Origin of the sequence: Ralstonia sp. R-29 (genome assembly GCF_049913345.1) — a bacterium.
Taxonomy (GTDB): domain Bacteria; phylum Pseudomonadota; class Gammaproteobacteria; order Burkholderiales; family Burkholderiaceae; genus Ralstonia.
In genome coordinates, this window is the sequence record NZ_CP184377.1 from 3,188,404 (window position 1) to 3,213,186 (window position 24,783).

At 64.9% G+C, this 24,783-nt stretch carries 19 protein-coding genes, 1 tRNA gene and 1 pseudogene; 15 read left to right on the forward strand and 6 right to left on the reverse strand.

Translation table 11 applies throughout. The features are described 5' to 3' along the window. Positions 1 to 146 precede the first annotated feature (146 nt). Entirely contained in the window at positions 147 to 1,355 is a 1,209-nt protein-coding gene (locus ACN9M1_RS15035) for a hypothetical protein (protein WP_426395554.1), read from the forward strand. A 4-nt stretch (positions 1,356 to 1,359) separates the two neighbouring features. On the opposite strand, the gene ACN9M1_RS15040 is transcribed toward ACN9M1_RS15035, so the two are convergent. Next, positions 1,360 to 2,508: a cation diffusion facilitator family transporter gene (locus tag ACN9M1_RS15040; protein ID WP_426395555.1), complete on the reverse strand. Its 1,149-nt coding sequence runs from the start codon at positions 2,506 to 2,508 to the stop codon at positions 1,360 to 1,362. 230 nt (positions 2,509 to 2,738) lie between these two features. On the opposite strand from ACN9M1_RS15040, the gene ACN9M1_RS15045 reads away from it, so the two are divergent. The 6 genes from ACN9M1_RS15045 (at position 2,739) to ACN9M1_RS15070 (ending at position 12,688) form a co-directional block, all read left to right on the forward strand. Further along, positions 2,739 to 3,407: a response regulator gene (locus tag ACN9M1_RS15045; RefSeq protein ID WP_426395557.1), complete on the forward strand. Its 669-nt coding sequence runs from the start codon at positions 2,739 to 2,741 to the stop codon at positions 3,405 to 3,407. A gap of 4 nt (positions 3,408 to 3,411) precedes the next feature. Next, positions 3,412 to 7,761: an ATP-binding protein gene (locus ACN9M1_RS15050; protein WP_426395559.1), complete on the forward strand. Its 4,350-nt coding sequence runs from the start codon at positions 3,412 to 3,414 to the stop codon at positions 7,759 to 7,761. Positions 7,762 to 7,910: 149 nt separating this feature from the next. Further along, positions 7,911 to 9,518 carry a flavin-containing monooxygenase gene (locus ACN9M1_RS15055; protein ID WP_426395561.1) on the forward strand — a complete coding sequence of 536 codons (1,608 nt, stop codon included), beginning with the start codon at positions 7,911 to 7,913 and terminating at the stop codon, positions 9,516 to 9,518. Positions 9,519 to 9,865: 347 nt separating this feature from the next. Next, positions 9,866 to 10,756 carry an SDR family NAD(P)-dependent oxidoreductase gene (locus tag ACN9M1_RS15060; RefSeq protein WP_426395563.1) on the forward strand — a complete coding sequence of 297 codons (891 nt, stop codon included), beginning with the start codon at positions 9,866 to 9,868 and terminating at the stop codon, positions 10,754 to 10,756. 10 nt (positions 10,757 to 10,766) lie between these two features. Beyond that, positions 10,767 to 11,795 carry an alpha/beta fold hydrolase gene (locus tag ACN9M1_RS15065; protein ID WP_426395565.1) on the forward strand — a complete coding sequence of 343 codons (1,029 nt, stop codon included), beginning with the start codon at positions 10,767 to 10,769 and terminating at the stop codon, positions 11,793 to 11,795. Continuing rightward, positions 11,792 to 12,688, forward strand: coding sequence for a metal-dependent hydrolase (locus ACN9M1_RS15070; protein ID WP_426395567.1), 897 nt, complete (start codon positions 11,792 to 11,794; stop codon positions 12,686 to 12,688). Before ACN9M1_RS15065 ends, ACN9M1_RS15070 begins: the two co-directional genes overlap by 4 nt. A 100-nt stretch (positions 12,689 to 12,788) precedes the next feature. On the opposite strand, the gene ACN9M1_RS15075 is transcribed toward ACN9M1_RS15070, so the two are convergent. Beyond that, the gene (locus tag ACN9M1_RS15075; protein WP_426395569.1) at positions 12,789 to 13,610 is read right to left on the reverse strand and encodes a MerR family transcriptional regulator; all 822 of its coding nucleotides are present in this window, start codon (positions 13,608 to 13,610) and stop codon (positions 12,789 to 12,791) included. Between the two features lie 419 nt (positions 13,611 to 14,029). On the opposite strand from ACN9M1_RS15075, the gene ACN9M1_RS15080 reads away from it, so the two are divergent. Both ACN9M1_RS15080 and ACN9M1_RS15085 read left to right on the forward strand, forming a co-directional pair. Next, entirely contained in the window at positions 14,030 to 15,091 is a 1,062-nt protein-coding gene (locus ACN9M1_RS15080) for a hypothetical protein (protein WP_426395571.1), read from the forward strand. Continuing rightward, complete coding sequence (locus ACN9M1_RS15085) at positions 15,088 to 16,161, forward strand: DUF2993 domain-containing protein (RefSeq protein WP_426395573.1); 1,074 nt, start codon at positions 15,088 to 15,090, stop codon at positions 16,159 to 16,161. The genes ACN9M1_RS15080 and ACN9M1_RS15085 overlap by 4 nt, the downstream gene beginning before the upstream one ends. A 10-nt stretch (positions 16,162 to 16,171) precedes the next feature. On the opposite strand, the gene ACN9M1_RS15090 is transcribed toward ACN9M1_RS15085, so the two are convergent. Together ACN9M1_RS15090 and ACN9M1_RS15095 are read right to left on the reverse strand one after the other, a co-directional pair. Beyond that, the gene (locus ACN9M1_RS15090; protein ID WP_426395575.1) at positions 16,172 to 16,597 is read right to left on the reverse strand and encodes a surface-adhesin E family protein; all 426 of its coding nucleotides are present in this window, start codon (positions 16,595 to 16,597) and stop codon (positions 16,172 to 16,174) included. A 174-nt stretch (positions 16,598 to 16,771) separates the two neighbouring features. Then, complete coding sequence (locus ACN9M1_RS15095) at positions 16,772 to 17,653, reverse strand: c-type cytochrome (protein WP_426395577.1); 882 nt, start codon at positions 17,651 to 17,653, stop codon at positions 16,772 to 16,774. A gap of 379 nt (positions 17,654 to 18,032) precedes the next feature. Here ACN9M1_RS15095 and ACN9M1_RS15100 point away from each other — a divergent pair. The 5 genes from ACN9M1_RS15100 (at position 18,033) to kdpE (ending at position 21,624) form a co-directional block, all read left to right on the forward strand. Beyond that, positions 18,033 to 18,108, forward strand: a tRNA-Arg gene (locus ACN9M1_RS15100). Positions 18,109 to 18,283: 175 nt separating this feature from the next. Then, entirely contained in the window at positions 18,284 to 18,970 is a 687-nt protein-coding gene (locus ACN9M1_RS15105; RefSeq protein WP_426395579.1) for a hypothetical protein, read from the forward strand. A 230-nt stretch (positions 18,971 to 19,200) separates the two neighbouring features. Next, the gene (hisC, locus tag ACN9M1_RS15110) at positions 19,201 to 20,268 is read left to right on the forward strand and encodes a histidinol-phosphate transaminase (protein ID WP_426395581.1); all 1,068 of its coding nucleotides are present in this window, start codon (positions 19,201 to 19,203) and stop codon (positions 20,266 to 20,268) included. 269 nt (positions 20,269 to 20,537) lie between these two features. After that, a complete protein-coding gene (locus ACN9M1_RS15115; protein ID WP_426395583.1) occupies positions 20,538 to 20,849 on the forward strand; it encodes a high-potential iron-sulfur protein in 312 nt (103 codons plus the stop codon). Positions 20,850 to 20,919: 70 nt separating this feature from the next. After that, the gene (gene kdpE, locus ACN9M1_RS15120; RefSeq protein ID WP_426398881.1) at positions 20,920 to 21,624 is read left to right on the forward strand and encodes a two-component system response regulator KdpE; all 705 of its coding nucleotides are present in this window, start codon (positions 20,920 to 20,922) and stop codon (positions 21,622 to 21,624) included. 17 nt (positions 21,625 to 21,641) lie between these two features. Here the strand turns inward: kdpE and ACN9M1_RS15125 are convergent, their stop codons facing one another. Together ACN9M1_RS15125 and ACN9M1_RS15130 are read right to left on the reverse strand one after the other, a co-directional pair. Beyond that, a complete protein-coding gene (locus ACN9M1_RS15125; protein ID WP_426395584.1) occupies positions 21,642 to 22,625 on the reverse strand; it encodes a Bug family tripartite tricarboxylate transporter substrate binding protein in 984 nt (327 codons plus the stop codon). Between the two features lie 121 nt (positions 22,626 to 22,746). Further along, positions 22,747 to 23,877: a porin gene (locus ACN9M1_RS15130; RefSeq protein WP_426395586.1), complete on the reverse strand. Its 1,131-nt coding sequence runs from the start codon at positions 23,875 to 23,877 to the stop codon at positions 22,747 to 22,749. 500 nt (positions 23,878 to 24,377) lie between these two features. Here ACN9M1_RS15130 and ACN9M1_RS15135 point away from each other — a divergent pair. After that, positions 24,378 to 24,665, forward strand: a pseudogene (locus ACN9M1_RS15135) (hypothetical protein). Positions 24,666 to 24,783: the final 118 nt, after the last annotated feature.

The window sequence follows — 24,783 nt, forward strand, 5'->3', positions numbered from 1 at the left end:
ACCGAAACTTGATTGCCGCGACGGGGGGTAAACCTCTAGGGCCCGTCCCCGGCCTCCACCAAACGGCCTCCCCCATTCGCGTAGCAACTTCAGCGCGCGCATGTGGCCCAATCGGTTCCGGAACTGACACCAAGATGGAGCATTGCGTGGCCCGATCGTCCTTCCTGCGCCCACCCTTTCTGACACTGGCCTGTGCAGTCGTCTACACGCTGGCCGCACCGGCCATCGCCACGGCGGGCGGGCCTGACCCGCGCCAGTACATGCATGGCATCGGTGCGGTGCCCGCCACGGCAGTCAACACGTTCAACGTGTTCTTCAGTGCCTCGGGGCTGCCGCCGAAGGGCGCCGACCGCAGCGGCAGCTGGCCGCACGATGTGTACGTGGCGCAATGGCATGCGGACACCGGCACGCTCGACGCCCCGCGCCTCTTCATCCAGAAGCCCGAGGCCCAGGAGCCGGTGACGGTGGCGCGCAACCGTGCGGGTCAGGTGATGGTGTCGTTTGAAGATGGCTGGAATGCGCCGGAAAACGTCACGCAGCGCTATGGCATCTACGACGCTGCGCTGCGGCCCATCAAGCCGTATCCGCAGCAGGTGGAATCGGGCGGGCACTCCGGCCACATCACGGCCGTGGGCGATCGCTTCGTGGTGTTCTATTCCGATGGCTGGGTCAACGGCGGCGGGGTCGACAACCTGGGCAGCGGCAACGGCGTCTACGTGAAGGTGTACGACGGGCGCGGCAAACTGCTGCGCAGTGTCGACGTAGCGCATGAACGCCGCGAGTGGTGGCCGCTCGTGGCGGGCGGTGCCACGCAGGCGCTGCTCGTCTGGCAGCAGTTCGTGCCGGGGCAGACGGAGGCCAACCTGAAGATCGCCATCTTCGACCCGGTGAGTGGCCGCATCACCGGCGAGCAGGTCCTGCACAAGCATCTGCAGTACTACACCTACAGCGTGGCGTGGCTGCCGGCAGTGGAGCGCTTTCTGCTGGTGGGTGTGGCAAAGGGCAACGGCTTTGCCGACCTAATCGACAGTGCGGGCAACGTGCGCGCGTCCATCCCGTGCATGCCGGCCACCGTGCGTGAGGCGGGTATCGCCGTCAACCAGCGCACGGCCTACACCCCCGCCGCCGATGGCCGCCTGCTGCAACTGCAGGCGGGCCCGGACTCCCTCGCGCTGTCCGGCACGCTGATGAACACCGAGGGGAAACCGGTGCGCTGGCGCCCAGTGGGCAGCGTCGGCTTGCTGCGCACGTCGGGCGCGCTCGATTGGTTGTCGCTGACGGAAAAAGGATTGGAACCGCTACGCTTCGACCCCGAGAAGGCCCAGCCGGCCACTACGGCCGATCAGTGCCGCTAGGGCCTCACGCGCCGGAAGCCAGCACGCGCAGGCGCACCAGGCCATTCCACTTTGCGTGGATGGCGTCGGTAATACGCGCAGGTTCAGCAGCCAGCGCGGCCGGCAGAATCAGGTCCATCTCGACCACGCCGTCCACGTAATGCAGCACGCAGTGGCGTGCATCCAGCGGCGTGCCGGTCGGCAGCAGCGGAGTGAGCACCGCCACCAGCGCATCGCGGTCGGGCAGCGGTAGCGGATCGGTGGCGATCCGCTCGTTTGGGTCCACGTGGATCTGCACGTCGAGCACCGCCATCGCCGTATGCGCGGCCAACGCGTTGGCACGGGCGCGCACCGCAATCGCATGGCCTTCGCTCACGGATACACGCGGGTCCACCTCGATATGCGCATCGACAAGGGCTTGGTCGCCCGTGACGCGCGTGCGCAGGTCATGCACGCTGATCACGCCCGGCGTGCCAGCCAGGCTCGCGCGAATGGCCTGCACCTGCGACGGCGGCAGCGCGCGGTCCATCAAATCGTTGAGCGCCTCCCAGCCGAAGCGCAGGCCCACGCGGCCGATCATCGCGCCCACCACGCAGGCGGCCACCGGGTCCAGCCAGTGATAGCCCATCAGATTGCCGGCCACACCCACGGCCGCCACCAACGATGAAATCGCGTCCGAACGCGCATGCCACGCATTGGCGATCAGCATGCGCGAGCCGATGCGCTTGGCCACCGCCAGCATGTAGCGGAACAGGCCTTCCTTGGCCACCAGCGCGATCAGCGCCACCACCAGTGCCAGGCCGTGCACCGGTGTCGGCCCTTGCGGCGAGCGCAGGCTTTCCACCGCGGCCCAGATCATGCCGGCGCCTGCGCCGATCAGCAGCAGCCCCAGGCCAAGCGACGCGGCGTTCTCATAACGCGCGTGGCCGTACTGGTGATCTTCGTCCGGCCCCTTGTGACTGTTGCGGTTGGCAATGAAGACGATGCCATCGGCAATCAAGTCCGAAAGCGTATGCAGCCCGTCGGCCACCAGACCCTGCGAATGCGACCACACCCCCGCCGCGATCTGCCCCACGGACAACACGCAATTGACGCCCGCGCTCACAAGCGTGGAGCGCTCGGCGCTCTGCTGGCGCGTGGCAACGGAAGAAGCGATGGGCTGGTGGGAGGTCATGGAGATGGGCACGCAGGAAATCGCCAGCATTGTGCCACGCGGTCATGTCGGCCCCGATTTCGGACGCGGCACGACGGGGGCAACATGTTTGGACAAATTTGCACCAGAAGAGCGCAGATAACCGCCTATTAATAAGACTTTTCCGATTTTCGACGCTTGCGGCATCGGCGATTCTCAGCAATGCGGCAAACAGGTTGCCGCACGTTACGCGCTTCCGGAGACCCGTCGACATGCAGCCCCCCATTCAACTCGTCATTGCGGATGATCACCCCGGTGTGGTGGCCGCCGTGCGCCACCTCGTCTCGGCGGTCGACGGCTTTGAAGTGGTGGGCGAGGCCGGTGACGCCGACGAGCTGCTCGCCCTGCTTGGCCGCGTGCGCTGCGACATCGCCATCACCGACTACGCCATGCCCGGCAGCCGCTATGGCGACGGCATCGTCATGCTCGAGTTCCTCATGCGCCGTCACCCTGACCTGCGCGTCATGGTGCTGACCATGCTCGAGACGCGCGCGCTGATGAGCAACATCTTGCGTGCGGGGGTCAAGGTCATCGTCAGCAAGTCGGACGAGCCGCAGCACATTCTGGAGGGCGTGCAGGCGGCGCTGAACAACCGCATCTATCTGTCACCGCAGCTCGACGCCAAGCTGATCCGTCGCATCGAAGCGCCCGAGCCCGATGAAAACGACCCTATCCGCCTGCTCGGCAAGCGTGAGCTCGAAGTCCTGCGCATATACGTCACCGGCAAGACGGTCAGCGAGATCGCGGTGCAGCTCAACCGCAGCGTCAAGACCATCAGCGCGCAAAAGCAAGCCGCCATGCGCAAGCTCAAGCTCGATACCGAAGCCGCGCTGTTCGACTTTGCCGTGCGACACGGGCTGCTCGGCCATAGCGAGGTCTGAGGCGATGAAAGCGCGCGTTACGCTCTCCACCCGGGCCCGCCTGCGCATCGGCATCGGCACAGGCTTGCTGGTCTGCGTGGCGATCCTGGCCTGGCTGGCCGGCACGCGCAACGCCGATGCGGAAGACGCCGCGAGCACCGTCCAGCGCATGACATCGCTGCCGGCCCAACTGACCGTGGGCGTGATCGGCGACGCGATGATGCCGCTCGAAGGCGTGGAGGCCAACCGGCTCAGCGGCTTCTCGGGCGATCTGCTCAGGCACCTGATTCCACAAGACCAAGTGCGCATCGTGCCGCGTGTGTTCACGCGCCGTGATGAACTGCTCAAGGCCGCTTGCCGGGGCGAGGTCGACATCGTGATGAGCGTGGCGCCGCGCTCGCAATACGAGCGCTGCCTTGAATATTCCGCGCCTTACCTCGAGCGCCCCACCGCAGTGGTCGCGCGTAGCGACAACGCGCGGATAGCCCAGAACCCGTTTGCCTCGGGCATGCACATCGCGGTGGAGCAAGGCTCCTCGCTGGAAGAAGAACTGGCGCACCAGTACCCCACCATTCGCGTGGTCAGCTTTCCCACGCCCGCCGATGCACTGGACGCGGTGCTGCAGGACACCGCGGATGCCTACGTGGGCGTGACCTACCCCACACGCGAGTTGCTGGCGCAGTCGCGCTATCTGCGCCTCTCGATCGTGCAACTGGTGAACCAGCAGGTCGACGCGCTGCACTTTGCCGCACCGCGCGATCGCGCCATGCTCATCCGTTACCTCGACCGGCACCTCGCGCAGTTGCCCGACGCCACCATGAGCGAACTGCGCGCGCGCTGGATCACGCAAGGTGGCGCAAGCAGCGTCGGTCTGCAGCTCTCCGCCAAAGAGCGCGCCATGCTGGCATCGCTGCCTCCACTGCGCTACGCTGCCGACCCCGACTACATGCCGTACACCTTCAACGGGACGCGCGGCGAGGTGCTCGGCATCCTGCCGGAGTACCAGAGCTATCTTTCCCGCACGCTGGGCCTGCACTTCGCGCGCGTGAACGTGCACGACTGGTCCGACGCGCTTGCAAAGGCCCGCACTGGTGAACTCGACATCCTGCTCGGCATGTCCGACCAAGATTCGCGGCCGCCTGGTTTCACACTCAGTCAACCGATCGATGCCACGCCCATGGTGATCGTGGGGCGCAGCGATGCGATCACGGTGGCGTCGTTATCCGAGCTTTCCGGCAAGACGGTGGCGCTGGCGACGAGCGATTCGCTCACCAGCCTGCTGCACCAGAACGTACCGAAGATCCGCATCCTGTCGGCCATGTCGGTCAACGAAGCGCTGGCCATGGTGGCGCGCGGAGACGCCGACTTCACCATCACCAACCTGCCGGTGGCCGACGCGCTGATTCGTCATCACTTTCCGGGGGAGTTGAAGGTCACGGGTTCGGCCAATACGGTTGAGAGCATCGGCGTGGGCGTGTCGGCGCAGTATGCCGCGTTGGTGCCCCTCATCAACCGGGCACTCTTCGCCATGCCGGAAGGTGAGCAGGTCAGCATCCGTAACAAGTGGCTGTCGGTCAGCTATCAGTTGGGGCCGACGGCCTCGGCAGTGCTCACGAAGTTTGGGCCGGCGGCGGCGCTGGTGCTGGTGGCGCTGGTGGCGCTGTTCATCAAGCAGATGCAGCTACGTCGCGAGAACCATCAGCGGCGGCTGGCAGAACAAACGCTGGCGCAGCAGTTGAGCTTTCAACGCGCGTTGATGGAGGCCGTGCCGTTCCCGCTGGTCGCCAAGGATGCCGAGCACCGCTACATGGCCGTGAATGCCGCGTTCTGCAATATGTTCGGCCTGTCGCGCAAGTCGCTGCTGGGCCGTACGCCGCAAGAGCTGGGGCTGTTTTCGGCAGACAACGTCGCGCACCTGTCGGAGGTTAACCAGCATGCGGTGGACCTGAGCGAAAGCACGCGGGAAGAGCTGCACATCGTCACGCCCGACGGGCAAGCACGCAACGTGCTGTACTGGATCGAGCCGTTCCACCTGCCCGATGGGCAACCGGCTGGTACCGTGGCATCGCTGGTCGACATCAGCGAGATCCGCGAAGCGCAAGCGCGTGCCGAACGCCTGGAACAACGCCTGCGCCAAGTCACCGAATCGTTGCCGGCGCTGGTCTATCAGTTTGAGCTGCTTCCTGGTCAAGCGCTGGGTCGGATGACCTACGTGGCCGGCAAGGCGCACGAAACCCTGGGCGGGCAACCCGACGATCTGCTGACATATCTATCCACGCCCGAGCGGCTGATCCACGAAGACGACCGCGAACGCGTGCTCGAAGCGGTGCGCGTCTCTGCCGCACAATTGACGCCGTTTGATCAGCAGTTCCGGCATCTGTGCGACGACGGCTCGATCCGCTGGCTGCACGCGCGCTCGATTCCGCAACGCGCATCAGACGGCCGCACCGTCTGGAACGGCTACCTGAGCGACGCCACCGTGGAGCGCGAGCAGGCCGACGCGCTGGAAGCGGCCAAGAACGCGGCGGAATCGGCGCTGCTGGCCAAGGATCGCTTCTTGGCGATGATGAGCCATGAAATCCGCACGCCCATGAACGGCGTGCTGGGCCTGGTTGAACTCCTGCAGCAAACGCGGCTGGAGGGCGAGCAGAAGCAGATGGTGTCGCTGGTGCAGGACTCCGGCCGGGCGCTGCTGCATATCCTCGACGACATCCTGGACTACGCGAAGATCGAAGCCGGGCGCCTGGACATTTCCCCCGTGGATACCGATCTGCGGGAACTGTTCGACGGCACGGTGGGGCTGCTGGCCAGTCGCGCGCATGAAAAGTCGCTCGCGGTGCGCGTGGACGTGGCCGCCGACGTGCCGGCCATCGTGTCGGTGGATAGCGTGCGTGTGCGGCAGATTCTGTTCAACCTGCTCTCCAACGCGATCAAGTTCACCGAGCGTGGCAGCGTGCGCGTCACGGCGGAATGCAGCGCCATCGACGGCGACACAGCTCAGTTGGCCATTGAGGTCAGCGATACGGGCATCGGCATCGCGTCGGATGTGCAGAAGACGCTGTTCGCGCCGTTCGTGCAGGCCGAGCGCTCCACGACGCGCCGCTACGGCGGCACCGGGCTCGGGCTGGCCATCTCGCGCCAGCTCGCCGGCCTGATGGGCGGCACGCTTTCGATGGACAGCGCGCCTGGCATGGGCACGACCATCACGCTGCGGCTGCCTGTACCGATCATCCATGCGCGTTACGCGCTGCCGCAGCTGGCAGGGCGCAGTGTCGCCATCCTGGTGGATGATGCGGCAGACCGGCACAGCCTCACCCAGTTCGCCATGGCAGCCGGGTTGCGCGCGGCTTCGGGGGACGATGCTGACCTGGTCTTCACCACCGCAGCACGCAAACACCCCGGCGCCATCCACGTCACCAGCGAAGTGAGCTACGCCGAGCGCGGCGCCGCGTTGAGCACCAACCCGCTGAGCTGGTACGCCTTCGTGCGCGCCTGCGAGCGTGCCCTGCCGCGGCCGGAAGCCGTCGAGGCACCGAGCGCACCGTCGCGCCCCGTCGTGCCCGCGCCTGCCGGCGAAGCGCTGGGCGCACACATCCTGGTGGCGGAAGACCACCCCATCAACCGCGAGCTGATCGCCAAGCAACTGCGGTTGCTCGGCTACCGCGTCACACTGGCCGAAGACGGTGTCGTCGCGCTCGAACGCCTGCGCGAGGGCCGCTTCGACGCCCTGCTCACCGACTGCCACATGCCGCGCATGGACGGCTTCGACCTGGCTCAGCAGATTCGCCAGCAAGAGCAGACGGGTGGCCGCCGCTTGCCCATCGTTGCCATCACCGCCACCACGCTGGCCGAGGAACACGCCCGCGCCCGGGCCGTCGGCATGGACGCCTGCCTGCTCAAGCCGACCACCCTGGCCACACTCCAAGAAGCGCTGTCGGGGTTGTGGACCATGGCACCGCCGCCCGGCGCGGCTCCCGATATCACTACAACCGATGACAACGCCTTCCCGCTCTCGCTCGAAGACCTGCGCCGCACCCTGGGCACCGGCCCTGCGGCCGCAAGCCTGGCGCAGGTGTTCCTGTCCTCGCTGGACGACGATGCCGACCGGCTGCGCCCGCTGCTCGATAGCCTCGACCGCCCTGCCCTGCGCAAATGGGCACACCGAACCAGCGGCGCCCTGGCGTTGCTGCGCAGCGCTGCTGTGGATGCCGAAACGGAAGCCTTCCGCCATGCCATCCACGGCGGTACGGACAGCGACATCCGCACCGCTGGTGCCCAAGTCGCTCGTCTGCTCGCGCACATCCGGCGGCTGCTGAGTGCCCTCAAAGCGACGTGCGAGAGCGTTGTGCACCGCACGCAAGTCGCGGATTCGTAAGGGAAATCCGTTTCAAGCGGTGCATGCGCCGCTTCTAGAACTTCGACTCCAATCGGGCGATTGACTCGCTCGGGCGGTGCCTCCTACGATGACATTGATCAATGTCACATTAAGAGGCGCCCATCATGTGGTGCCCACGGAGACGCCACGTGAACGCACGGTCCGAGTTCCATCGCCCCGACCCAAGCATCGAGGCCCCCACCCTGATCGATGTCGCCATCATCGGGACGGGCTTTGCCGGCCTGGGCATGGCCATCCAGCTCAAGCAGCACGGCATCGACAACTTCCTCGTCTTCGAGAAGGCCGGTTCGGTGGGCGGCACGTGGCGCGACAACCACTACCCGGGCTGCGCGTGCGACGTGCAATCGCACCTGTACTCGTTTTCGTTCGCGCCCAACCCGGACTGGTCGCGCATGTATTCGCCGCAGCCGGAGATCCGCGCCTATCTGGAGCGCTGCACGGATGAATTTGGCGTGCGCCCGCACGTGCGCTTCCACCATGAGCTCGCGCGGGCGGCGTTCGACGATGCCGCTGGCGTGTGGAACCTCGACATGGTCGACGGCCGCCGCTACCGCGCCCGTGTGCTCATCTCCGGCATGGGCGGCCTGAGCCGCCCGGCGTGGCCCAACATTCCCGGCATCGAAACGTTCGAAGGCAAGGCCTTCCACTCGCAACTGTGGGAACACGACTACGACCTGCGCGGCAAACGCGTCGCCGTGATCGGCACGGGCGCGTCGGCCATCCAGTTCGTCCCGCAGATCGCGCCCAAGGCCGGCCGCGTCGACCTGTACCAGCGCACCCCGCCGTGGATCCTGCCCAAACCCGACCGCAAGGTCTCGCGCGCCGAGCACTGGCTGTTCCGCCATCTGCCCTTCACGCAAAAGCTGATGCGCACCAGCATCTACTGGATGCTCGAATCGCGCGTGCTGGGCTTTGTCGTGCACCCCAAGCTAATGAAGGCCGTCGAGCGCATGGCGCGCAGCCACATCAAGCGCCGCATAGCCGACCCGGTACTGCGCCAGAAGGTCACGCCCGACTACACCATCGGCTGCAAGCGCATCCTGATCTCGAACGACTACTACCCGGCGCTCACGCGCGAGAACGTGGATGTGATCACCACCGGTATCGCACGGGTCGAGCCCAACGCCATCGTCACCACCGACGGCACGCGGCGCGAAGTCGATTGCCTGATCTTCGGCACGGGCTTCCACGCCACCGACCCGTTCCCGCGCGGCGTGCTGCTCGGCGCCCAAGGCGCGGACATCGTCGACGCGTGGGACAAGCGCGGTGCCGAGGCCTATCTCGGCACCACGGTGGCGGGCTTCCCGAACTTCTTCATGGTGGTGGGCCCAAACACGGGGCTCGGCCACTCGTCGATGGTGTTCATGATCGAGTCGCAGGTGGCGTACATCGTTGACGCGCTTAAGTCGATGCGCGCGCATAACGTGGCCGCCATCGACGTGCGCCCCGACGTGCAGCGCCGCTTCAACGACGGCATCCAAAAGCGGCTGTCGAACGCGATCTGGTCCGCCGGCGGCTGCGTGAGCTGGTACCTCGATCCAAAGACCGGCAAGAACACCACGTTGTGGCCGGGATTCACGTGGCAGTTCCGCCGTGCCACCGCGCATTTCCGTCTGGCGGATTACCGTACGCGCCCGATGCCCGTGCCCAAGGGTGTGCCATCGCGGGTGCCCGCGCGCACGGTGCCCGCCCCCGCGCAGAACACCGCCAACGAAGAAGCGCTCGACCGTGTGTAAGACCACGTCCACGCCTCACAGCCAACGCCAGCGCCCAGACGGTGTGGCCGTACCCTGCCCTAGATGGCGCCTTGAATTTCTGTTGCAGGGAGGAAAAAGAAGGGAGGCCTGTTTGAGCGCAGCGAGTTTGCCTCCCTTCCCTCCCTGCGACAGAAATTCAAGGGATGGGTCGCCATCTCGGGCGCGCCTTTCTTTGCTTACTTTCTTTGGCAAGACAAAGAAAGTGAGTCGCCCCCGGCAGGGGGTGAAAGGGGGATGGACCACAAGAGCCCGCCCCGGCAGGGGATGAAACAAGAGATGCACCACCAGCCCATACAAGACAAGCCAGAAAATCAGGAGACCCCGCCATGAAGTCCTTCAACAACCAGGTCGCCGCCATCACCGGCGCCGCATCGGGCATGGGCCGCGCGCTGGCGCTCCAGTTGGCACGCGAAGGCTGCCACCTCGCCCTGGCCGATCGCAACGAAGCCGCCCTCGCGCAGACGCTGCAACTGGTACGTGCACATGAAGGCGACCGCATCCGCGTCACCACCCACGCCGTCGACGTAGCCGACCGCGCCGCCGTCTACCGCTGGGCCGAAGAAGCCGCCGCCGCGCACGGCAAGGTCAACCTGATCTTCAACAACGCCGGCGTGGCGCTCTCCAGCACGATCGAAGGCATGGACGACGACGAACTCGCCTGGATCATGAACATCAACTTCTGGGGCGTCGTGCACGGCACCAAGGCCTTCCTGCCGCTGCTCAAGGCTTCAGGCGATGGGCACATCATCAACACGTCGAGCATCTTCGGCATCTTCGCGCAGCCCGGCATGGGCGCCTACAACGCCAGCAAGTACGCCGTGCGCGGCTACACCGAAGCGCTGCGCCAGGAGCTGGACCTGATGAACTGCGGCGTGTCGGCCACGTGCGTGCACCCCGGCGGCATCAAGACCAACATCGCCAAGTCGAGCCGCGTGTCGCCCAGCATGAACGGCTTCCTGGTCCGCGACGAACAGCAAGGCAAGGCCGAGTTCGAGAAGTTCTTCATCACCAGCGCCGAAAAGGCGGCCGAGGTGATCCTCGACGGCGTGCGCAAGAACAAGCGCCGCGTGCTGATCGGCCCCGACGCCCACGCCGCCGATGTGATGGCCCGCCTGCTGCCCGCCGCCTATCAGGCACTGGTCGTGCGCGAAGCGCGCCGCACGCGCAAGAAGGCCCTGCGCGAAGACACCGCGCCCGCTACCGCCCGCGCCAAGTAGGAGGCCCAGCATGAACCCGGCCACCACCGCTGAACTTGAACCATTCGCCAGCCCCCCGCGCGCGAACCTGCTGAACGTCGCACGCGCCATGCTGCGCCCGGGCCGCCTCGGCCTGCGCAGCATCGGGCGCGACGTGCTGATCGCCCGATACGCCAAGCCGCAATCGCGCTACCTGCCGCTGATGGGCACGCGCGTGCATTACACCGATGAAGGCGCCGCCAACGCGGAAGGCACACTGCTGCTGATCCACGGCTTTGGCGCCTCGCTGCACACGTGGGACGGCGTGCTGCCGCAGCTCACGCGCCGCTACCGCGTGATCCGGCTTGACCTGCCGCCGTTCGGCATCACCGGCCCGCTGCGCGATACGCAAGGCCGCCCGCGCACGATGGAGCTGCCGCTGTACCGCGACTTCATCGACGCGTTTGTCGACACGCTGGGCCTGTCGAAGCTCACGCTGATCGGCAACTCGCTCGGCGGCATGGTGTCGTGGGACTTTGCCGTGCGGCACCCGGGCCGTGTGGAGAAGCTCGTGCTGATCGACTCGGCCGGCTTCCCGATGCAGTTGCCGATCTACATCGATCTGTTCAACCACCTCGCCGTGCGGCTGACATCTCCATGGATGCTGCCCGAAGGCATCATCCGCGCCGCCACGCGCGATGTGTACGGCGACCCGTCGCGCGTGTCCGAACCCACGCTGCGCCGCTACACCGATTTCTTCTACGCCGACGGTGCCCGCCAGGCCATCGGCAAGATGGTGCCGAAGTTCCGATTCGACGATGTCGATACGAGCGGACTGGCCGCCATCCGCGTGCCGACGCTCATTTTGTGGGGCCAGCGCGACCGGTGGATCCCGCCCGTGCATGCCGGTGAGTTTGCCCGCCGCATTCCCGGCGCCACGCTGCGCATGTATCCGGCGCTCGGCCATATCCCGATGGAAGAAGACCCCGTGCGCGTGGGCACGGACCTCTGCGCCTTCCTCGATCACGGGCGTGCCGCGACACGTCTTACAGAAACCACATCCCAGGAGAACCGCCCATGATGCCAGTCCGCCGCGACGTGCATCCTCACCTGCCGGCTGATCGCATCAGCAACTGGCACGAGCGAGGGAACCACGTCACCCACTTCCTGAACGCGCTGTCGATCTTCTTCCCGACCGGCGAGCGCTTCTTCATGGACAGCGTGCGCAACTACCGCCATCTGGTGACCGACCCCGAACTCAAGCAGGCCGTGGCCGGCTTTATCGGCCAGGAAGCCATGCACACGCGCGAGCATGTGCTCTACAACGACCTGCTCGATCGCGCCGGCCTGCCCGCCACGCGCATCGACCGCTTTGTCGGCAAGTTCCTCAACGTGCTGCGCAAGTGGACACCCAAGTCGCACCAGCTGGCGGTGACGGTAGCGCTGGAGCATTACACCGCCATGCTGGCCAACCAGGTGCTGAGCCACGAAGACGGCCTGGGCCGCAACTCCCAACCCGGCTACCGCCAGGTCTGGCTGTGGCACGCGATGGAAGAGACCGAGCACAAGGCGGTGAGCTACGACGTGTGGAATCTCGCCGTCAAACCGGGGCTGCGCCGCTACATCCTGCGCACCTCCGTGATGCTGACCACCACGGTGCTGTTCTGGTCGATGGTGTTCTACGTGCACCTTCGGCTGATCTTTGCCGACCGCACCTGCAAGCGCAAATTCCTGGGGCTGGGCAAGGTGTTCCACTACCTGTGGATCTACCCGGCGCCGCTGCGCAAGATCATTCCGGAGTTCTTCGATTTTTTCCGGCCGTCATTCCATCCGTGGGATGAAGACAACCGCGCGGCGTTGGAGCGCCTGCCCAAGCTGATCTCGGAGATTGAGGCCTACGCAGCCGCCAATGGCGAAGCGCCGTCGCCGTCAATCCGCCGCAAGCTGTCGACGGCAGGCGCGGCCGGTTCCTGAGCGGGTGCTCCAAACACCAGCCGCCGCGGCCGGTTCGGCAGTGCAATAGAGAACGAGAAATCAATGAGGCGCGCCCCACATATGGGTGCGCCAGGAGACATTAGCCTTTGTCCGGCGAGTTCGAAGGATTCGACGGTTCGTGCAGATGCTCGATGACCTGTGCCACGCGGTCGCCCAGGTACTTGTTGGCGGCGATCTCGAGCGCACGCATCAGCTCGGCTTCGACCGCCACCAGCGCCAGCGGGCGGATGCGCCAGATCACGTCAACGAGACGCGGCACGTCCTCGACCGGCGGGAGCTGGCCTTCGCCGTATTTGTCGAGTTCGCGCACGACCATGGAGACCAGATCGTCGGCCACCGCCTGCGTATGCGGCCGGGCACGCTCGAGGATGTCGAGCACTTCCACCAGCGGGAAACCGGCTTTCGCCATCTGCGCGCCGGCCATCAGCGCTTTCGGGCTGCGGGCCAGATAGCCGAGACCATCGGGTTCGAGCAGGCCAAGCGAAATGGCCCGTGCCAGCGCCTGGCGCGACATGGAGCGGCCGAACAGCTTGGCCAGTGCCAGCAGCGAGAAGTGCTTGGGCTGCTCATCCGACCACGGGCTGCTGATGGCGGATTCCAGCCCGAGGATGGAGCGCAGATCGTGGCCTTCGACGATGGCCTTGAGCAGTTCCTGGATGTTGGCGAGCGTGTAGCCGCGCCCCAGCAGATGACTGATGAGCTTGAGCCGGCCGAGATGCGCCTGCGTGTAGATGCCGACGCGACCGCGCCGCTCGGGTGGGTCGATCAGGCCGCGGTCCTGGTAGGAGCGGACGTTGCGGACGGTGGTGTCGGCCGCGCGCGCGAGTTCGTCGATCGTGAACTCGCGGGCGGAAGGAGCGGCAGGCGGACCGGCGTCGCCGGTTGGTTTGCGGGCGGACATGAAAAAATTTTACACGAGCGCGGCAGGCGGGCTGACCGACATGACCGCGCCACTTCCCGGAACCGTTCCGGTACTCACGACGAGGAGACACGTCGATGTGGGAATCGATTTTGGCTTGCGTGCAGGCAATGGCTCGTCACAGGACCAGGGTTTCGTCCCCTGTCGGGGCCGACTTACTTTCTTTGTCTTGCCAAAGAAAGGTAAGCAAAGAAAGGCGCGCCCGAGATGGCGACTTCCCCTTGAATTTATGTCGCAGAGAGGGGAAGGGAAAAACTCGCTTCGCTCAAACAGTTTCCCTTCCTTTTTCCTCTCTGCAACAGAAATTCAAGGCGCCATCTAGGGCAAGGTACGGCCAAACCGTCGGGGTGCGTGCGGGGGCGCTATGGCTTCGCGCCGCTGGAGTATTGACGGCGGCATTGTTGCTGCAAAGCTGTGCCACCGCGGGGGACGGGCACGGTGCCATCGAGGCTGAGAAGGCGAAGCAGCTGGAAGATGCGCGAGCACGGGCGCGTGCGCCGTTCCAGTCGGGCAACCTCTCCACGCGCGAGGTGCGGCCCGCCACGCTGCGCGATTCGGGGCAGGCTGATGCCATCTCATATCTGCGGCATGTCGACTTTCGCTTTGATGGCGGCGTCGGCTTTGTGATCGATCAGTTGGCGCTGCGCATGGTGCCGCGTGCACCGGGCGATCCGGTGTGGCTGGACGATGTGTCGTCGTACACGCTGCAACCGGTGAGCGGCAACGTGCGCGTGACGGCCGAGAGCATGGCCGCGCTGTTCAACACCGTGGTGTTTGCGCGCGGGCCGGGCAACGATCCGCCACTGCGCAACTTCAGCTTTTCGCTCGACGATGGCACGCTCGATATGCGCGCTGAGATGCGGCGGCGCGGGGCGTGGGTGCCGATCGAGCTGCGTGGCCCGCTGGTGCTGCGCGATCCGCAGACGATTGTGTTCCGTCCGAACGTGGTCAAGGTGCAGGGCCAGAACGCCAGTGCGTTGATGGGCGCGGCACATATCGAACTGGCCGACTTGCTGCCCGTGTCCACGCCCGCCGTGCAGTTGGCCGGCAGCGAGATCGTCATGCAGGTGCCCAAGCTGTTTCCACCGCCCGCGCTGGATTTAAAGCTCTCAGCCATCCGGGTCACGCGCGATGGGCTGTTCATGCAGATTGGGGATGGTGCCCCGCAAATGCCGCCGCTGGCCAACGCCGCCGACGCGCAGCGCCCGTACATCCTCTTCCGTGGCGGTGACATCCGCTTCATGCGCTCGATGCCGATGAATGCGCGCATCGATATCGTCGTGGCCGATCCGGCCCGGCCGTTCGTGTTCAACCTCTACCGCTATCGGGATCAGCTCGTGGCGGGGTCGCTACGCTTCTCGCCCGATGGCGGTATCCGCGTGCTGATGCCGTCGTTCAACACGCTGACCGCTGTCAAGACTGCCAAGCCCACCGCGCAACTCGCCAAGAGGACCGCGCCATGATCGCCCCCGCCCTCGCATTTGCCGCGTTCGTGCTTCGCCTCGCGATGGTGGCGCTGGGGTTGGCTGGCCTCATGGCCAGTGCGCTGTCCCGCGCCGCCGAACCGCCGATGGCGGGCGCCCAGCGCAAGGCGTTGAGCACCGTCCGCCAGCAGTGGACGCAACGCTGCGACCCAAGCTCTGGCACCGCCAACGCCAGTGATACCGCCACGCCGCGCAACTCCGGTACCGCGCCGCCTGTGGTGCAGATGCGCGAGGTGGATTTCCGCATCACCGGCAGCATCGGCTTCCACGTTCACCAGCTCACGGCGCAGCTCGTGCCGCATACGCCCGGCCAAGCTGTCGACATGGACGACCCCAGCCAGTTCGACATCCGCATCCTCGGCGGCGAAGTCACCGTACCGAAGGATTCGCTGGATGCGCTCTTCAACACGTATCTGCTGGACTACTCGCCTCGCTCCCTCAATGCGCTGTCGCTCACGCCGGGCGACGGCGTGCTGGATGTGTCGGGCGGGCTCAAGCTGCGCAACCACTTTCCGGGCGTATGGCTGCCGTTCGGCATGCGCGGCACGCTTCAACTCAAGGAGTCGCGCTATCTCGTCTACACCCCCACCGAGGCACGCGTCATGGGCATCCAGACGCTTGCGCTGCTTAAGGCGATGGGGCTGCAGCTCTCGCAGCTCGCGCCGCTGGATCGCCCTGGCGCCAAGCTCGCAGGCAACGACATGGTGCTGGACCAATACACGGTGTTCCCGCCGCCGCGCCTAGTCGGCAACATGAAGACGGCGCGTGTGACGCCCGATGGACTGGTGCTCGGTTTCGGCCCCGCGCCGGCGGCGTGTGCGCCCGCCCCGACCACTGCCGCCAGCCGCATCTGGATCCAGTCGGGCGATCTGAAGATGTACAACGTGCTGGTCACCAACAGCCGCGTGCTCGTGACGGACACATCGACGAACGGGCCGCTGCGTTTCGACCTCTACCACTACCGTGAAGCCGCCGCGCGCGGCACCACGCGCATGGATGTGGACGGCACGCTGCGGGTGGACCTCGCCCCGGCCGCCGCCGTGCAGTAACGCAGCCGCCCTACTTCTGGCAGACCGCGCGCAATACGGCCTCGCCCTCGGAATTCGGCACCACGCCTTCCCAACGCGGGCCGTCGATGTTGCGAGCCAGCAGCGTGGCGTGCTGGCTGTCCTGGATCAGCGCGCTGACCGGCAGGATGCGATCGTTCTTGCAGTCGTAAACCGACGTGCGTGAATCGTATTGATACGCCTTGCCATCGGCGAGTTTGCGGGGCACGTCGTAGGCGTCGCGCGAGGTGGCGCGCACGGTGCCGTCGTTGTTCCGCTCGATGGAATCCTTGTCCAAGTAGAGCGTGCCAGCGTTGTCGGCCAAGGGGGTCAGCTTCACCCAGTTGTCGGCGGCCAGGGCCGCTGCACTGCATGTCATCAGGGCGCATATCACCCCGCCGGCTGCCCAATTGGCCACTGTTGTTCGATTCCTTCGCATGGCTACCTCCGGTTCGCATCATCCTGGGCACGTGCGGGCGAATACAGCACCGCTGCATCGTGTTCCGCACATCAAAAAACGGAGTAGCAATCGGCATGCCGCAGTGGCGACGTTGCGTGAGCAGGCAGCAAAAAGCCCGCACGGGGCGGGCTTCTTCAGGCGGGGCGTGACGACTTACTTGGCGGCAGCTGCCATGTAGTCGACGGCGGCTTTGACATCATCGTCCGAACCGGCGTAGGTGCCCTTGGGCGGCATCGCGCCCTTGCCGTGCAACGCGATGTCGTACATCTTGGCTTTGCCTTCGGCAATGCGTGGCGCCCAGGCGGCCTTGTCGCCAAACTTGGGCGCGCCGGCCACGCCAGCGGCATGACACATCTGGCAAGTCGAGTCATAGACCTTCTTGCCGACATCGCCCGTGGAGGCCTGCGGAGCAGCAGCAGCGGCAGGCGCTGCCGGAGCTGCTGCTGCCGGAGCAGCAGCAGCGGCCGGGGCAGCAGCAGGCGCAGCGGCTTCCGTTGCGGGTGCCGGTGCCGCAGCACCCCCTGCGGGCGTGGCAGGCTCCTGGAACTTGGCGCCGCCAGAGTTCGCCATGTAGACGATGGCACGTTGGATTTCGTAGTCGCTCACGTCATCCGGCGACGTGCCGCCACGCGCGGGCATGCCGCCCTTGCCGGCCAGCGCCACCTTGGTCATGCCGTCCAGACCTTGCGACAGACGCGGGCCCCAGCTTGCCGCGTCGCCAAACTTGGGCGCGCCAGCCACACCGGCCGCGTGGCAGGTTGCGCAGACTTCTTTATAGAGTTGCTCGCCAGTCTTGAAGACGCGCGGCGCATTCGGGTCTTTCAGCTCGAGGTGCGCAACCGGCTTGATACGGTCGTTGGCGGCCTCTTCCGATGTGCTGGAACTGCCGGCGCCTTCCTTGGCGCCCAGGCCAACATAGTTGGCCAGCAAAATGATGACGAGAATCGGAACGGCAAACGCGGCAACCACCGCGATGATCAACTGCTTAGGGGTCTTGATCAGGGGCTCGTGTTCGTCGTGTTGCGCGTCGCTCATGCTCAACTCTCAGGATGGTGGAACCGCTCTCGGAGGCCTCAGAGCGCCACCGGCATGAGTCACGAGCTCTGCCGACAGTGCGTGGGGCCGCGTTGGGTCACGATGAGGGCAGGAAGACCCTGGCAATCGCCGCTTCGCTGATTGCCGATTGGCCCAAACAGACCTGTCCCCGCATTATTTCTTGGCAAATGTCGGGCGATTATAGCCGTATTGCCCAGGCCATTGACACGCGGGAGAGCCCTAGGCAGCGCTTTTCGACCTGGGTCAAAAACCCCTGAAAACGGCGTTGCGCCACGCGCCTTCACCTGGGTGCGATGGACGCCCGCCGCCAAATACGCTATTCTGCGTGGCTGCCTTTCGGCATGTTCTGTGCCGACGTGCGCCCGTAGCTCAATGGATAGAGTACTGCCCTCCGAAGGCAGGGGTTGCTGGTTCGATCCCAGCCGGGCGCGCCAAGTCTGACAACACTTCGCAGCACCCTCCCCTTGTGGAGTCAAGCGACCCTGCAGACCAGTCGTATCGAGAAATGTTGCAGGATCGCTGACTGCCCCGCAGCACTTCTGGCGATCGAATTCCCGCTGCCCCCTCAAGCATCGCCGTATGAGAAAACTGTCTACGTGCGTCCTACTCGTGCTGGCTCTCATGGCCCCGGCAAGTGCGTTTTGTTCGCCTCTGCTCAATCGCGTCTTCGTCGGCTGGTCTGATTACAAGAAGCTCGAAGATGGGGTTTATGTCGACCCAACGCTTTCCGACGTTGAGCGACAGCGCGCCCTGTCGGGGTTGCAGATGGCGCGTGATCGGGTCACCGCGTTATATGGCGCCCCTATCGCAAAACCGGTGACGATCATTGCGGCCAGTGCGGAGGAAGCGGCGAAGTTCGGTGTCACCGATGTCCCTGGAACAGCGTTCGTTTCGCTCACAGCAACCCATGTGGTCTTGAACATGGAACGGTTCAGCCTCGACGTAACGGCCCATGAGTTGATGCATGCCGAATTGGCCGAGAGACTGGGGTACTGGGCAAGGATCAGAAAGCTACCTACATGGTTTGACGAAGGCGTTGCGTTGCAGGTGGATCGACGTCCTCAGTATCTGAATGATTGCACCACCATTGGCCAGGACGAAATACAGCGGGTCAAGTCTCTGGAAAGGCCGCAGGATTTCTGGAGTACCGACAAAGCTCAAAATATCCGGAACTATCAAGCCGCAAAGTGTGCAGTGGCGGAATTGCTTAAGGAGCTTCCGCCAAAGTCGCTCTTTTCCGCATTGTCGAGACTGCGTCAAGCCGACAGTTTCACAGAGGTATTTCGGAAGGACTAAACCGCGTTGATATGGAGTGCCCCAGCCCCTGTCGAGGTACGGTCGACTGTCGCTAGAATTCACCTGGCGTGAACCGGATTCGGGTTGCCCAGCCTTGAACGACCTTGGTCTTGCTCGCTGCGAGTTGCGCGAGACGTTGATTTGTAAAGAGCCTATTTCACGCCCATATACCGCCCCACCGATGCCTCGGTCTCGGCGCGCGAGAAATTCACCCCCTCTGGAGCCAAACCGTGAGCCGTTACTGGAGCGATATCGTTCAGCAACTCGTCCCGTATATCCCGGGCGAACAGCCGGCGCTCGCACACCCCATCAAGCTGAACACCAACGAGAACCCGTATCCCCCGTCGCCGCGCGTGGCCGAGGCGATTACGCATGAATTGGGCACCGCCGGCGACAGCCTGCGCCGCTATCCCGACCCGCTGTCGCGCCGGTTGCGCGAAACGGTGGCCGCTCATCATGGGTTGAAGCCCGAGCAGGTCTTTGCCGGCAATGGCTCCGACGAAGTGCTGGCACACGTGTTCCAGGCGCTGCTCAAGCACGACAAGCCGCTGCGCTTTCCCGACATCTCGTATAGCTTCTATCCAACCTACGCGCGCCTGTACGGCGTGCAGTGTGACGTGGTGCCGCTGGCAGACGACTTCTCCATCCACGCCGACGATTACTTGGGCGATGCGGGCGGCGTGCTGTTTCCCAACCCGAATGCCCCCACCGGGCGCGCCCTGCCCCTGGCGGACATCGAGCGCATCGTCGCGGCCAATCCGTCGTCGGTGGTCGTGATCGACGAGGCGTACGTCGATTTCGGCGCGCAGTCGGCCATCACCCTGATTGACCGCTACCCGAACCTGCTCGTCGTGCACACGACGTCCAAGTCGCGCTCGCTTGCAGGGATGCGGGTGGGCTTTGCGTTTGGTCATGCAGCGCTCATTGAGGCGCTCAACCGGGTGAAGGACAGCTTCAACTCGTATCCGCTGGATCGCCTCGCCCAGGTGGCCGCCCAGGCCGCTTACGAAGACGACGCATACTTCCGTGCCACGTGCCAGCGTGTCGGTGCCACCCGCGAGCGGCTGACGCAAGCCCTCCAGACCCTCGGATTCGACGTCGTGCCATCGGCGGCCAACTTCATCTTCGCCCGACATCCAGCACACGACGCGGCCACGCTGGCGGCACAGATCAAAGCGCAGGAGATCTTCGTGCGCCACTTCAAGCTGCCGCGCATCGACCAGCATTTGCGCATCACCGTCGGGACCGATGACGAATGCGACGCGTTGATTGGGGCGCTGCGCACGCTGCTGGCCTGACCCTGCGGCAAATTGTCATCGGCTGCTAGCGGGATGGGGAGTGGCCAGCGCGACCGCACGCGGCTTGCCTCCACCGAAAGTGAGTGATTGCTGCATCCAGGTATGGGGAACATTGACCGTGCGCAGATGCTGGCGGGCGATTGCTGTGCCAGAATGCACGAGCGGAAAGCGGCGCGCCGACGCCGTCCGCAGTCCCCCAGGGCGAGCCAGTGTTTGGCACGGGCGCGGCACGGGACGCCACACAACACACTCCCACAAAAGGAATCAGCATGTCCAATCGTCGTCAATTCCTGAAGAGCATCCCCATCGTGGCCGCCGCAGGCGCCGTCATGTCGATGTCGGATCTGGCACTGGCAGCTCCGCTGGTTGCTGAAAGCGACCCGCAAGCCAAAGCCCTGGGCTACGTGGCCGACACCGCCAAGGCCGACAAGGCCAAGTTCCCCAAGCACACGCCGGATCAGCACTGCGGCAATTGCGCCCTGTACCAGGGTGGTACGGCAGCACAGGGCGGCTGCCCGCTGTTCGCCGGTAAGGACGTCGCCAACAAGGGCTGGTGCAGCGCCTGGGCGAAGAAGGCCTAAGCGATACTGGGCTTCGCACCAAGCAGAACGGACCCCAAGGGGTCCGTTTTTCATGGGCGCTCGCTCTACAATGCGTGCCATGCCGTTCACATTCACGCCCACCGTCCTCGTCATCGACGACGAGCCGCACATCCGCCGCTTCGTCCGCGCTGCGCTGGAGGCAGAAGGCTGCGAAGTCCATGAAGCCGATCGCGTCGAGCGCGGCCTGATCGAAGCCGGCACGCGCCAGCCCGATGCGGTCATCCTCGACCTTGGCCTGCCCGATGGCGACGGCATGCAGCTGATCCGCGAGTTGCGCACGTGGACGGAGGTGCCGGTGCTGGTGCTCTCCGCCCGCGTGGACGAGCGCGACAAGATCGCCGCCCTCGATGCCGGCGCAGACGATTACCTCACCAAGCCCTTCGGCGTGGGCGAGCTGATTGCGCGCCTGCGCGTCCTGCTGCGGCGACACGCCAAGCGCGGCGAAGACGGCGGCAGCGTCATCCGCTTTGGCGAGGTGGAAGTCGACCTGGCGCGCCGCTTAGTGATGCGCAACGGCGAGGCGGTCCACCTCACGCCCATCGAGTATCGGCTGCTGGCTGTACTGCTCGGCCGACGCGGCACGGTGATGACGCACCGCGAATTGCTGCGCGAAGTCTGGGGCCCCGCGCATTCCGACAGCAGCCACTATCTGCGCATCTACATGGGCCATCTACGCCACAAGCTTGAGCGCGATCCGGCGCGGCCGGAGCATCTGCTGACCGAAGTCGGCGTCGGCTACCGCTTCACTGCTTAAACCAACGCAAGCGCGGCTCACTGCTCCTTGATACCAGCGGCGCGCACGATACGGCCGTTGCTGTCGTATTCCGCGCGGATGGCGGCGGCGAACTGCTGCGGTGTGCCGCCCACCGGCACCACGGCGGCCTGCGTGAGGCGGTCGCGCAAGTCAGGCGCGGACAGCGCCTTGTTGATCTCTGCGTTCAACCGAGCGATGACGGGCGCGGGCGTCTTGGCCGGCGCGAATACACCGAACGTCGACGCCATGTTCGCCTTGGCGTAACCCAGTTCGGTAAAGGTTGGCACATTGGGCAGCGCGTCCAGCTGGTGCGGCGCGCCCACCGCCAGCGGGCGCAGCTTGCCACTGGTGATGTGCTGCATCAGCGTGGGGCCGACGTTGGTCGACATCACCTCCACCTGCCCGCCCAGCGCATCGGTCAGTTGCTGACCACCGCCCTTATACGGGATCAGCGTGATGTCCACACGCGCCTGCGCTTTGACCTGCTCCAGCGCCAGGTGCCCCACCGTGCCAACGCCCGACGTCGACCAGCGGATCGAACCCGGCTTGGTGCGCGACTGGCTCAGCATGTCGGCAAAGCTCTTCCCCGTGAATGACGGTGTACCCAGCAGGATCATCGGCGCGTACATGACGTTGGCCACGGGTGCGATGTCCTTGAGCGGGTCGTATGGCAGCTTGCCGAAATACGGGTTGAGCGTGAGCGGGCTGACGGAAGAAAAGCCCAGCGTGTAGCCATCGGGCGCCGCCTTGGCCACTGCATCCATGCCGATGCTGCCACCGGCACCCGCGCGATTTTCCACCACCACCGGCTGGCCGAGTTGAGCAGAAAGCTTCTCGCCCAGCGCGCGTGCCACGTTGTCGGAAATGCCGCCGGTCGGGTACGCGACGATGATGTGGATCGGCTTGGCAGGGTAGTCCTGCGCCTGGGCAGGGAGGAAACCCACAGTCAGTAGCGCGGCAACGGCAATCAGCGCGCGGCGGGAAGTACGTGCAAAACGCATGGCTCAGCAGTCAGGGAAGACACAGATGCTGACATTGTAGGCGGATGCCCAGGCAAGCTCGCAGACAAAAGAAAAGGCGCCCGAAGGCGCCTTTCCGTTCCCAATCGAGTGACTGCGTCGATTAGAAGATGTGGCGGATACCCACGCCAACGCTGGTCTGGTTCGACTTGCCAGTGCCGGTCGTGTTGCCGCCGCCCGACAGTTCCGGCAGAGCTGCGTCCTTGACCTTGTTGTAGTCGACCGTGCCATACACTTGCGTGCGCTTGGACAGGGCGTACTCGGCCAGCAGAACGCCGGTGTAGCGCTTGCCGTCGTTGCCGGCGGTCAGTGCAGCGTTGCTGATGCTGTCGTAGTAGAACGCGCCCGTCAGAGCCAGTGCCGGCGTAACGTTGTACGTCACACCCAGGATGCCGACGTGGTCACGACGCTTCGTGGCGCCCGGGGTCAGGCCAGCGCCCGTGGTGGCGTTGCCGTAGATGTTCAGGCCGAAGGCGCTGCCACCAACGCAGTTCGACGAGCTGTTCACGCAACCCGTGGCGTCGCTGCTGTCGATGTAGCCTGCGAACAGCTTGGCTGCGGCGATGGTGTAGTTACCGCCGATACCCCACACGGTTTGCTTGTTGCCAGCAACGTCCTTGTGCTGCTGTGCGAAGGCGCCGATGTAGGCCGGGCCGAATTCATAGGCCACCGTGCCGCCAACGTACGAGTTTTGGCTCGTGCTGCCTGCCACTTCGCCGAAGCCATAGGCCAGGCCAACCGACAGACCGCTCCACTTGCCTTCGTACTTCAGCATGTTGGATTCACGCAGGCCGGTCAGGCCGTAGTACATCCACGAGTTGCCGTCGTAGTTGCCCACGCCCAGCGGGTCGAAGTTGCCACCGGTCGTGAAGCCGAAGTTGTATTGACGGCCCAGCGTGATGGTGCCCAGGTCCTTGTTGGACAGGCCCACGAACGACTGACGATTGAACAGCACGCCCGAGCTGCTTTGACGGCCGGTGTCGGAGTTGAAGCCGCTTTCCAGCACGAACAGCGCCTTGTTACCACCGCCCAGGTCTTCCGAGCCCTTCAGGCCCCAGCGGCTGTTCGACACAGCACCGCTTTCCATCTGGGTCACGCTGTTGCCAGCTTGGTTCGCGTTGTTGATGTAGTGAATGCTGGTATCGACAATACCGTACAGCGTCACGCTCGATTGGGCGTAGGCCGAACCTGCGAACAGGGCGCCGACTGCAACCAGAATGGCAGACTTTTTCATGTGGGCTCGTAAATAAAAAGTTGTCTCAAACCGCCCGCCCCCGTGTGCATGAGGTTGGGCTCCTCCGTTCCTTTACTTCCGTGTCGGAAGTGCCGCGCAAATTTAACAAAAGCCCTTATGGCGGGCAAAGCAATTCACAGAATCATTCTGCGAAGTGTGGTAAGCGCGCATCGCTTTTCGTGCACCGCACCAAAGTGGCCTCCGGCAAGGCTTGCCGGCTCGTTGCGCCCTGCTGTGGTGCATCAATACTGGGGGTAGCGCCCCAAACACCCCGCTGATTAAGCAAAAAGGTGGAACGGCGGGCCGCGCCATTACGCCAGTGAAGCGTTTTCTGGCGCGATTCACGCTGGCTCGCATCATTTCGGCGCCCACAACAAACCGTTCGTCGCACCACCGTGGATACGCCATGCCCCCTGACCTAGGCTGTAGACCGTGGCAGGACATCACAAGACCACGCTTAAAAAAACAGCACCGAAAATCAGTTGAAGAAGGAGTTCGCCATGCGACTCAAGCAGATTGGAATGGCCGCGCTTTTGGCGGCAGGCGCTCTGGCGGCGGGCGGCGCTTGGGCGCAGGCCAGCCGCGTGGAAGTGTTCGGCCAGGCGGCACGGGCCGAACGTTTTGACGTGTATAGCGACGGCGCCCGCACCGGACGTTTCGACACGTATACAGAAGGCGCACGCAGCGGGCGGTTTGATCCGTACGCGGAAGGCATGCGCAGTAAGTAACCCAGCCGGCCGCGCGTGAAGGCGGCGGCACGGTCTACCGGGTATCCGGTGCCGAATTGAAGCGCTAACCCAGGCAACCTCGGTTTTCCGCGCAATCTTTCGTGCAGTGTTCCGATTAAGGGCCGGTCTCCAGGCATCCTCCGTTCCCGCCTTTGGCCCCTCAGGCCCCGCTGGTATT

Excerpts from the sequence above, each read along its gene's own strand:
- ACN9M1_RS15040 (WP_426395555.1), bottom strand. The coding sequence starts at position 2,508 with ATGACCTCCCACCAGCCCATCGCTTCTTCCGTTGCCACGCGCCAGCAG.
- ACN9M1_RS15045 (WP_426395557.1), top strand. The coding sequence starts at position 2,739 with ATGCAGCCCCCCATTCAACTCGTCATTGCGGATGATCACCCCGGTGTG.
- ACN9M1_RS15050 (WP_426395559.1), top strand. The coding sequence starts at position 3,412 with ATGAAAGCGCGCGTTACGCTCTCCACCCGGGCCCGCCTGCGCATCGGC.
- ACN9M1_RS15060 (WP_426395563.1), top strand. The coding sequence starts at position 9,866 with ATGAAGTCCTTCAACAACCAGGTCGCCGCCATCACCGGCGCCGCATCG.
- ACN9M1_RS15065 (WP_426395565.1), top strand. The coding sequence starts at position 10,767 with ATGAACCCGGCCACCACCGCTGAACTTGAACCATTCGCCAGCCCCCCG.
- ACN9M1_RS15070 (WP_426395567.1), top strand. The coding sequence starts at position 11,792 with ATGATGCCAGTCCGCCGCGACGTGCATCCTCACCTGCCGGCTGATCGC.
- ACN9M1_RS15075 (WP_426395569.1), bottom strand. The coding sequence starts at position 13,610 with ATGTCCGCCCGCAAACCAACCGGCGACGCCGGTCCGCCTGCCGCTCCT.
- ACN9M1_RS15085 (WP_426395573.1), top strand. The coding sequence starts at position 15,088 with ATGATCGCCCCCGCCCTCGCATTTGCCGCGTTCGTGCTTCGCCTCGCG.
- ACN9M1_RS15090 (WP_426395575.1), bottom strand. The coding sequence starts at position 16,597 with ATGCGAAGGAATCGAACAACAGTGGCCAATTGGGCAGCCGGCGGGGTG.
- ACN9M1_RS15095 (WP_426395577.1), bottom strand. The coding sequence starts at position 17,653 with ATGAGCGACGCGCAACACGACGAACACGAGCCCCTGATCAAGACCCCT.
- ACN9M1_RS15115 (WP_426395583.1), top strand. The coding sequence starts at position 20,538 with ATGTCCAATCGTCGTCAATTCCTGAAGAGCATCCCCATCGTGGCCGCC.
- kdpE (WP_426398881.1), top strand. The coding sequence starts at position 20,920 with ATGCGTGCCATGCCGTTCACATTCACGCCCACCGTCCTCGTCATCGAC.
- ACN9M1_RS15125 (WP_426395584.1), bottom strand. The coding sequence starts at position 22,625 with ATGCGTTTTGCACGTACTTCCCGCCGCGCGCTGATTGCCGTTGCCGCG.
- ACN9M1_RS15130 (WP_426395586.1), bottom strand. The coding sequence starts at position 23,877 with ATGAAAAAGTCTGCCATTCTGGTTGCAGTCGGCGCCCTGTTCGCAGGT.